At 59.7% G+C, this 6958-nt stretch carries 5 protein-coding genes; 4 read left to right on the top strand and 1 reads right to left on the bottom strand.

All coding sequences use genetic code 11. The features are described 5' to 3' along the window. The first annotated feature begins 65 nt into the window (after window positions 1-65). The 3 genes from MO767_RS12575 to MO767_RS12585 all read left to right on the top strand — a co-directional run bounded on the left by MO767_RS12575 (window position 66) and on the right by MO767_RS12585 (window position 3901). Window positions 66-1355, top strand: a complete 1290-nt coding sequence (locus tag MO767_RS12575; protein WP_282480750.1) for a M18 family aminopeptidase — start codon at window positions 66-68, stop codon at window positions 1353-1355. Window positions 1356-1492: 137 nt separating this feature from the next. Continuing rightward, window positions 1493-1669, top strand: a complete 177-nt coding sequence (locus tag MO767_RS12580; RefSeq protein WP_165353224.1) for a hypothetical protein — start codon at window positions 1493-1495, stop codon at window positions 1667-1669. A 78-nt stretch (window positions 1670-1747) separates the two neighbouring features. Beyond that, window positions 1748-3901: a mechanosensitive ion channel family protein gene (locus MO767_RS12585; protein WP_282480751.1), complete on the top strand. Its 2154-nt coding sequence runs from the start codon at window positions 1748-1750 to the stop codon at window positions 3899-3901. An 81-nt stretch (window positions 3902-3982) separates the two neighbouring features. On the opposite strand, the gene MO767_RS12590 is transcribed toward MO767_RS12585, so the two are convergent. Beyond that, window positions 3983-5656, bottom strand: a complete 1674-nt coding sequence (locus tag MO767_RS12590; protein ID WP_129436966.1) for a DEAD/DEAH box helicase — start codon at window positions 5654-5656, stop codon at window positions 3983-3985. A 422-nt stretch (window positions 5657-6078) separates the two neighbouring features. On the opposite strand from MO767_RS12590, the gene MO767_RS12595 reads away from it, so the two are divergent. After that, complete coding sequence (locus tag MO767_RS12595) at window positions 6079-6870, top strand: crotonase/enoyl-CoA hydratase family protein (RefSeq protein ID WP_282480752.1); 792 nt, start codon at window positions 6079-6081, stop codon at window positions 6868-6870. The last annotated feature ends 88 nt before the right edge of the window (window positions 6871-6958 follow it).

The following is a 6958-nucleotide window of genomic DNA, read 5'->3' on the forward strand; positions in this document are numbered from 1 at the left end:
GCATTGTCTCTGCAATGCCATGAGCCAATACGTTAAACTTGCGCCATTGCTGTCTGGAGCTACTTATGCGCGAAGAGTTGAACCAAGGCCTGATCGATTTCCTCAAGGCCTCCCCTACCCCATTCCATGCCACCGCCAGCCTTGTTCAGCGCCTGGAAGCGGCGGGCTATCAACGCCTCGACGAGCGCGAGCCATGGACCACCGAAGCCAACGGTCGTTACTACGTCACCCGTAACGACTCGTCGATCGTCGCATTCAAGATGGGCCGTCATTCGCCCCTGCACGGCGGCATTCGCCTGGTTGGCGCGCACACCGACAGCCCGTGCCTGCGGGTCAAACCCCAGCCGGAACTGCAACGTCAGGGCTTCTGGCAACTGGGCGTCGAAGTCTATGGCGGCGCACTACTGGCGCCATGGTTCGACCGCGACCTTTCCCTGGCCGGCCGCGTGACCTTCCGCCGTGACGGCAAGGTCGAGAGCCAACTGGTCGACTTCAAGGCGCCGATCGCCATCATCCCGAACCTGGCCATTCACCTGAACCGTGAAGCCAACATGGGCTGGGCGATCAACGCCCAGACCGAACTGCCGCCGATCCTTGCGCAATTTGCCGGTGACGAGCGCGTGGACTTCCGTGCCGTGCTCACCGATCAACTCACCCGCGAACATGGCTTGAACGCCGACGTGGTGCTCGACTATGAGCTGAGCTTCTACGACACCCAAAACGCTGCGGTCATCGGCCTGCATGGCGACTTTATCGCGGGTGCACGGCTGGACAATTTGCTGTCGTGCTACGCCGGCCTGCAAGCCTTGCTGACCACCGAAACCGAAGAAACCTGCGTGCTGGTCTGCAACGACCACGAAGAAGTCGGTTCCTGCTCGGCCTGCGGCGCCGATGGCCCGATGCTGGAGCAGACGCTGCGTCGCCTGCTGCCTGAAGGCGATGAGTTCGTGCGCACCATTCAGAAATCCCTGCTGGTCTCGGCTGACAACGCCCATGGCGTGCACCCCAACTATGCCGACAAGCACGATGCCAACCACGGCCCGAAACTCAACGCCGGCCCGGTGATCAAGGTAAACAGCAACCAGCGCTACGCCACTAACAGCGAAACCGCCGGATTCTTCCGCCACCTGTGCATGGCCGAAGAAGTACCGGTGCAGAGCTTCGTGGTGCGCAGCGACATGGGTTGCGGCTCGACCATCGGCCCGATCACCGCCAGCCACCTGGGCGTGCGCACCGTGGACATAGGCCTGCCAACCTTCGCCATGCATTCGATCCGTGAACTGTGCGGCAGCCATGATCTGGCGCACCTGGTCAAAGTGCTGAGCGCGTTTTACGCCTGCCGCGAGTTGCCGTAACCCCCTGTAGGAGCTGTTGAGTGAAACGAGGCTGCGATCTTTTGACTTTGCTTTAAAGACAAGATCAAAGGATCGCAGCCTCGTTTCACTCGACAGCTCCTACACTTTAACTACCCCTTTCGACAAGGCAGTCGCTCATGATCTCGTTGTCTTCGTTCCACGCCATGCTGATTCCGATTCTTGCCGGGATGATCATGCTGGCAATCGGCTTCAATTTTCGCGACAAGAACGTCGGCGTGTTCGCGATGTGGATCGGCATGTTGATGATCCTCGCCACCGTGATTTTCAAGATCCTCGCCAAACTCAACGAATAAATCCTCACCCCTGGCTCGCATTGATTTTGACGGGCTCGTACACTCGGTCGATCTGCTCGCCCCGAGGTTGACCGCCTAGTGTTCGCTCGTCTTTTTGCCCTGCCGTGTTTCTTCCTAGTCTGCCTCATGACGCTGCTGCCGATGGCGCCCGCCCAGGCGGTCGGTTTGCCTAGTCTGCTCAACAGCTCGGCAAAACAGCCAGAGGCGCAAGAACCCTTGGGGCAATCCCTGGACGAAGTCATCAAGTCGCTGGAGAACGATCAGCAACGCACCCAATTGCTGGCGGATTTGAAGAAGCTGCGCGATGTCACCAAAAAGGCCCAGCCAGCCACCGAAGTAGGCGTCCTGGGATTGATCGGTGGCACCCTCGCCAGTTTCGAAAAACAGTTTTCCGGAGCCGACAGCCCTCTCACTCGCTGGTCCGAAGAGTTCAAACTGGCCGAGGATGAACTGACAGCGCTGGTGCTGCCGGCCAATGAATGGCTGCCGATCATCTTTGCCTTTGCCATGATCCTGATGCTCTGGAGCTTGCTGGCCGCCGCGCTGATCTGGGTCAGCCACCGGGTACGGATGCGCTTTGGCCTGACCGAAGAACTGCCACAGCACCCCAAGGCCCTGGACATGTTGCGCTTCGCCCTGCGCAAACTCGGGCCGTGGTTGATTGCGCTGGTAATGACGGTCTACATGAGCTACGCCCTGCCTTCGTCATTGGGCAAAAGCCTGGCCATGGTCCTGGCTTATGCGTTGGTGGTCGGCACCTGTTTTTCGGCGATCTGCGTGATCGCCTTTTCGGTGCTCGACGGCCCACACCGCCACCGCGCCTTGTACATCCTGCGGCATCAAGCCTTTCGACCGCTGTGGCTGATCGGCAGTTTCGCCGCCTTCGGTGAAGCCCTGAACGATCCGCGACTGGTCGAAAGCCTTGGCATTCATCTGGCGCACATCGCCGCGACGGTCGCCAACGTACTGGCAGCATTGTTCACGGGGCTGTTCATCCTGCGGTTCCGTCGCCCCATCGCCCACTTGATCCGCAACCAACCGCTGTCCCGGCGCCTGACTCGCCGCGCCCTCAGCGACACGATCGAGATTCTCGGGACCTTCTGGTACATGCCGGCGCTGGTGCTGGTGGGTATTTCGCTGTTCGCCACGTTCGTCTCGGCCGGCGATACCAGCACCGCGCTGCGTCAGTCGCTGATCTGCACCGTGCTGCTGGTGTTGTGCATGGTCATCAACGGCTTGGTGCGCCGCCATTCACTCAAACCACAGCGCAGCGTGAAGCGTCATGCACTGTATTCGGATCGCCTGAAAAGCTTCTTCTACACACTCGCCCACTTGGTGGTGTGGCTGGCGTTCATCGAACTCGGCCTGCGGGTCTGGGGCATGTCGCTCATTGCGTTCACCGAGGGCGAAGGCCATGAAGTCAGCGTCAAACTGCTCAGCCTCGGCGGCACACTGATTTTTGCCTGGCTGATCTGGATTCTCAGCGACACTGCCGTCCACCACGCCCTCACCCGCTCGCGCAAAGGCCTGGCCAATGCTCGCGCGCAGACGATGATGCCGTTGATCCGCAACATCTTGTTCGTGGCGATTTTCATCATTGCGCTGATCGTCGCATTGGCAAACATGGGCATGAACGTCACGCCATTACTGGCCGGTGCCGGCGTGATCGGCCTGGCCATTGGTTTCGGTGCGCAGTCGCTTGTGGCGGACCTGATCACCGGGCTGTTCATCATCATCGAAGACTCGCTGGCCATCGACGACTACGTGGACGTCGGCGGCCACCTGGGCACCGTCGAAGGGCTGACCATTCGTACCGTGCGCCTGCGGGACATTGACGGCATCGTCCACACCATCCCGTTCAGCGAAATCAAAAGCATCAAGAACTACTCCCGGGAATTCGGCTACGCGATTTTCCGGGTGGCGATACCTTCCAACATGGACATCGATAACGCGATCAAACTGATGCGAGATGTCGGCCAGAAGATGCGCACCGACCCACTGCAACGGCGCAACATCTGGTCGCCCCTGGAGATACAGGGTGTCGAGAGTTTCGAGTCAGGCAACGCGATTCTTCGTGCCCGGTTCAAGACCGCACCGATCAAGCAATGGGAAGTGTCCCGAGCGTTCAACCTGTCACTCAAGCGACACCTGGACGAAGCAGGGCTCGATCTGGCGACGCCACGCATGAGCGTACAAGTGATCACGGCAGGCGGAGGAACAGCGACGGAATAACCCCGCTACAAACGGCAGGTATAAAAAATCCCCGAACCAGTCGGGGATTTTTTATGTTCGATCAATCAGCCTGAGAGCGGATCAATCTTCGCGATAGCGACGCAGCTTCAACTGCTTACCGGCAACGCGAGTGTCCTTCAGCTTGGTCAGCAGACGCTCCAGACCATCTTCCGGCAGCTCAACGAGGCTGAAGCTGTCACGCACCTGGATGCGACCGATTGCTTCGCGAGCCAGACCACCCTCATTGAGGATAGCGCCCAGCAGGTTCTTGGCAGCGATACCATCACGCGCACCCAGCGCGGTACGGCAACGAGCACGGCCTTCGGCCAATGGAACCGGAGCACGACGCTCACGATCACCACGGTCCGGGCGATCACCGGTACGCTCTGGACGATCGCCACGCGGTGCGTTGTTCGGCACCAGTGGACGTTCTTTCTCGATTGCAGCCAAAGTCAACGCCTGAGCGTTGGTTGCCTTGCGCAGCAGAGCAGCGGCCAGTGCACGCGGGGTGCAACCGATGTCGGCAGTCAGGCGATCCAGCAAATCACCGTGAGTCGATTCGGCATCAGCCACCAGCGGCGACAGGCTGTTGGTCAGTTTCTTGATGCGGGCATCGAGAACAGCCTGAGCGTCCGGCAGGCGAACTTCGGCAACTTTCTGACCGGTTACACGCTCGATCACTTGCAGCATGCGGCGCTCGCGCGGAGTCACCAGCAGCAGTGCACGACCTTCGCGACCGGCACGGCCGGTACGGCCGATACGGTGAACGTAGGATTCCGGGTCGTACGGCATGTCAACGTTGAACACGTGAGTGATGCGCGGAACGTCCAGACCACGAGCAGCAACGTCGGTCGCCACAACGATGTCCAGACGGCCATCCTTGAGGGATTCGATCACGCGCTCACGCTGGTTCTGAGCAATGTCACCGTTCAGCGCAGCGGCTTTGTAGCCTTTGGCTTCCAGGGCACTGGCCAGGTCCAGGGTCGCTTGCTTGGTGCGCACGAACATGATCAGGGCATCGAAGTCTTCAACTTCCAGCAGGCTCAATACAGCCGAGGTCTTCTGGTCAGCGTGAACCAACAGGTGAGCCTGTTCGATCGCGGTAACGGTCTGAGTCTTGGTCTGGATCTTCACGTGTTGCGGATCGCGCAGATGGCGTTCGGCAATGGCACGGATCGACTGCGGCAAGGTGGCCGAGAACAATACGGTCTGACGGGTTGGAGGCAAGGCCTTGAAGATAACTTCGAGGTCGTCCATGAAACCCAGTTTGAGCATTTCGTCCGCTTCGTCGAGAACCAGGTGGTTCACGGTCGACAGAACTTTTTCGTCGCGACGCAGGTGGTCGCACAGACGGCCCGGAGTGGCGACAACGATCTGTGCGCCATTACGGATTGCTTTCAGTTGTGGACCCATAGGGGCGCCGCCGTAAACGGCCACAACGGTAACGCCCGGCATTTGCTTGGCGTAGGTTTCGAAAGCGGTTGCTACTTGCAGCGCCAACTCACGGGTTGGCGCCAGGATCAGGGCTTGCGGCTCGCGCTTAGCAGGATCGATGCGATGCAGGATCGGCAGGGCGAACGCAGCGGTTTTACCCGTACCGGTTTGCGCCTGACCAATCATGTCGTGGCCGGCCATGATGATCGGGATCGATTGATGCTGAATAGCCGAAGGCTCTTCGTAGCCAGTCGCAATGACGGCTGCAAGGATATTCGGATTAAGATTAAAAGCGGCGAAGCCGCCGGTTTCCTGGGTCATGGGTCTGCCTCTAAGTGCATCCGCAAAGACCCATGCTCCAAAGCTGCGCATGCCGTGTAAGACTCAAGAGTCGCCCTGGCTGCTTTGTCGGCGGGGATTTGCGAAAACGAATGAATGAAAAAGATTCGTCAAGGGAGAGTCCGCTGTGCGGATGTGCAGCCGAAGCTGACTTCGGGGAATTGCGCTACCTAAACGCGGCCCTGTTAAAGGCCGGCGCGCACTATACCGGAATTCGCTCAAAAAGGGAGCTTTATTTGTCGGAAAACTGCCGTGTACAGCGTTCTGTCACACGCTTTGCGGATAATCGGGCAACGGTCTATTTTTCCAAGGCCCAGCCCTGCTGACGATCGCGCTAAAACGGTTCACCCTTGTGACGCAGACCTGCCGTCTGACACCCCCTTCCCCGCCCGAGGAAATGCACCATGAATCAGCCCTGCTCCAGTCGTGTGAGCCGTGAACGGCACGGTCATGTCCTGATGATCGGCCTGGATCGGGTGGCCAAACGCAACGCCTTCGATCTCAAACTGCTCAACGAACTGAGCCTGGCCTATGGCGAGTTCGAGGCCGACAGCGAAGCGCGGGTGGCGGTGGTATTCGGCCACGGTGAACATTTCACCGCAGGGCTGGATCTGGTCAGTGCCAGCGCGGCCCTCGCCGAAGGCTGGCAGGCACCGCCCGGAGGCTGCGATCCGTGGGGGGTGTTCGCCGGCCCCAGAGTGAGCAAACCGGTGATTGTTGCCGCGCAAGGCTACTGCCTGACCATCGGTATCGAATTGATGCTGGCCGCCGATATCAACCTGTGTGCCAGCAACACCCGCTTCGCCCAGAAAGAAGTGCAACGCGGGATCTTCCCGTTCGGCGGCGCCACATTACGCCTGCATCAGGTCGCCGGCTGGGGCAATGCCATGCGCTGGTTGCTGACCGGCGATGAGTTCGATGCCCATGATGCGTTACACCTGGGGTTGGTGCAGGAAGTCATGGCCAGCGAGGATCTGCTGCCACGAGCGATTGAGTTGGCTGAGCGGATTGCCCGGCAGGCGCCGCTTGGGGTTCAGGCGACGCTGATGTCTGCAAGACAGGCGCGTTATGAAGGGGAAGCTGCGGCAGCGCGGGATTTGCCGCCGCTGGTGAAGAAGTTGCTGGCCAGTGAGGATGCCAGGGAAGGCGTGCGGTCGATGATCGAAAAGCGACCCGGCGTCTTCAAAGGGGTTTGAGATTTGTATTGGCAGATAGAACGCCATCGCGAGCAAGCTCGCTCCCACAGGGGAATGCCTTACCAAGTGGGAGCGAGCGTGCACGCGA

This window comes from Pseudomonas sp. UYIF39, from assembly GCF_029963765.1.
GTDB lineage: Bacteria > Pseudomonadota > Gammaproteobacteria > Pseudomonadales > Pseudomonadaceae > Aquipseudomonas.

What these genes read in the sequence shown, in the direction of transcription:
- MO767_RS12575 (WP_282480750.1), top strand. Translation starts at nt 66, where the DNA reads ATGCGCGAAGAGTTGAACCAAGGCCTGATCGATTTCCTCAAGGCCTCC.
- MO767_RS12580 (WP_165353224.1), top strand. Translation starts at nt 1,493, where the DNA reads ATGATCTCGTTGTCTTCGTTCCACGCCATGCTGATTCCGATTCTTGCC.
- MO767_RS12590 (WP_129436966.1), bottom strand. Translation starts at nt 5,656, where the DNA reads ATGACCCAGGAAACCGGCGGCTTCGCCGCTTTTAATCTTAATCCGAAT.
- MO767_RS12595 (WP_282480752.1), top strand. Translation starts at nt 6,079, where the DNA reads ATGAATCAGCCCTGCTCCAGTCGTGTGAGCCGTGAACGGCACGGTCAT.